3 protein-coding genes are annotated in these 1,985 nt (G+C 53.0%); 2 read left to right on the top strand and 1 reads right to left on the bottom strand.

The annotated features are described in order from the left end of the window. The first annotated feature begins 95 nt into the window (after nucleotides 1–95). Together ACFS25_RS27690 and ACFS25_RS27685 are read left to right on the top strand one after the other, a co-directional pair. Nucleotides 96–902: an RICIN domain-containing protein gene (locus ACFS25_RS27690; RefSeq protein ID WP_381507814.1), complete on the top strand. Its 807-nt coding sequence runs from the start codon at nucleotides 96–98 to the stop codon at nucleotides 900–902. 287 nt (nucleotides 903–1,189) lie between these two features. Then, nucleotides 1,190–1,378, top strand: a complete 189-nt coding sequence (locus ACFS25_RS27685) for a hypothetical protein (protein WP_381507813.1) — start codon at nucleotides 1,190–1,192, stop codon at nucleotides 1,376–1,378. 236 nt (nucleotides 1,379–1,614) lie between these two features. On the opposite strand, the gene ACFS25_RS27680 is transcribed toward ACFS25_RS27685, so the two are convergent. Then, nucleotides 1,615–1,985: T9SS type A sorting domain-containing protein (locus tag ACFS25_RS27680; RefSeq protein ID WP_381507811.1), on the bottom strand; the 371-nt coding region annotated here is incomplete at its 5' end.

Here is a 1,985-nt window from a genome sequence, read left to right as displayed (position 1 = left end):
ACACGGCCGTCAACTGTGATAACGGGCTGTACCTGAACACGGGCTCGTACGGCACGGTCTCGTGCAGCTGGCAGCTGGTCAACTCGGCCAATGGGGTGCTGGACACACGCTTCGACCGGGTGGCCCACGGCTCGGTGGGTACGGCCACCTGCAGCCCGGTGACGACGGCGGGGGTGGTGTCGGGGGCGACTTACAGCATCGTGGCCAAGCACAGCGGCAAAGCGCTGGATGTGACGGGGTCGGCTACCAACGACGGGGCCAAGGTGGTGCAGTGGCCTTTTCAGGGGAGCACCAACGAGAAATGGGTGCTGACGGCCCTGAGCAATGCCTACTACTCGATCAAGGCGGTGCACAGCGGCAAGGTGCTGAGTGTGTCGGGGGGAGCGACGTACGACGGGGTGCCCGTGGTGCAGTGGTCGAATGATGGCAGCGACAGCAAGCAGTTCAAGCTGGTGGATGCGGGGGAGGGGTACTACTACATTGTGGGCAAGCAGAGCCAGAAGTATCTGGACATCAGCGGCCTCTCGATGGCCAGCGGGGCTTTGCTTCAGCAGTGGACGTACACGGGGGCCGACAACCAGAAGTTCCGTCTGAGTCCGCTGAGTGGGCCGGGGGGGCGGCTGGGCTCCGCCGAGGAAGTTGCCTCGTTGTTGGGCTTAGAGTCTGGGATATCTCCCCTGGAGGTGTATCCCAACCCGGCAGTAAGTGAAGTGCGGGTGGGAGTGGAGGTGGGCGATGTGGTAACACTGGTGGACATGCAGGGTCAGGAGCAGGTCCGGCGGGTCAGCGGGACGAGCCCGCTGGTGGTGCTGGATGTGTCATCGTTGGCGCCGGGTCAATACATTGTAGTGGTCAAGCAGGGGCCACAGGTTCGGCGCCGGACGTTGGTCATTAGCCACTAGGGATAACTATTTCAGGGCTGCTTTGATGGAGGTATGGCAAGTTCGTAGCTAATCTCTCATCAAACCAGCCGGAAGACTTCTTCGCGCCTTAAACAGCTAATTTAATGCCTCAAATAAAATGACGATTTGCCATTACCATTTGTCAGTTTGTAAGTGTTAGTTAGAAATGAGATTATTAAGTCGTCTAACTTCTGCCAGAGGTAACCTTCTTAATAGTTAATCACTGATGTTACGCGGAGCCGTTTTCGATGGTGAGCCTACTGATTAAGTTCAAGAAAAAAGCAATTATGCACTCTATTTCACCTGCTTTTAACCTCTATTTGGACTATCTGCTAGTCAATCAAGACCGAAGTACGGCTACGGGCCATGCGGCCTTGGCGGAAGGAAAGACTTCGCATGATACCCTCACTTGTAGCCTGCATCAGCAAGCCTATGGGTCGCGTCAATTGTGGCTAGTGGTTAAGCCATTTGTTTAGTAAATAGCCAATTCAACGATAGTCTAAACACGCGATGATATGATTGACGCTAAACCTTATATGGATGCTAATCCGCTCGTTCGGCATCATTGCGTTCACAGTCGACAGGTTGCGTAAAATCAATTAAGCCGTCTATTTTTAGGCATTTTCCATTCCTAGTAGAACCGACTTGCTTAAAAGTAGTAAGTGTACAAGGTTAGCTTGTTTAACACGTAGGCATATTTTGACTCAAATTGTTAGTTGTGCTTGACGAAGGGCTGAGTTATTTGCAGTTCTTTGTCAAGCGAGATAACTAGAAAATAATTTCCTGCTGGCAGAAACTGCACATTTAGGCTGGATTCCGTTGAACCAGTACGACTCTCTAAAAGTAACCCTCCTAGCATCGAATAAATCATAATACGTGCCCCAGCAATAAAAGGTCGTACATGGAGTTCCGTTGTAACAGGATTCGGATATGCCTTTTCTGTTAACTGAGACAGATAGCCAGTATGTTGAGGGCTACAATCGGCCGTGCCCACCGAGCTGTGAGCCACCCGGTCCAAACGCGTGTCCAGCACCCCGTTGGCCGAGTTGACCAGCGTCCAGCTGCAGGAGACCGTGCCGTACG

This window comes from Spirosoma flavum (genome assembly GCF_042686045.1).
GTDB classification, from domain to species: domain Bacteria; phylum Bacteroidota; class Bacteroidia; order Cytophagales; family Spirosomataceae; genus Spirosoma; species Spirosoma flavum.
The sequence above is the reverse complement of the archived record's forward strand: the minus strand, read 5'-3'. Positions and strand labels throughout refer to the sequence as shown.

What these genes read in the sequence shown, in the direction of transcription:
- ACFS25_RS27685 (WP_381507813.1), top strand. Translation starts at nt 1,190, where the DNA reads ATGCACTCTATTTCACCTGCTTTTAACCTCTATTTGGACTATCTGCTA.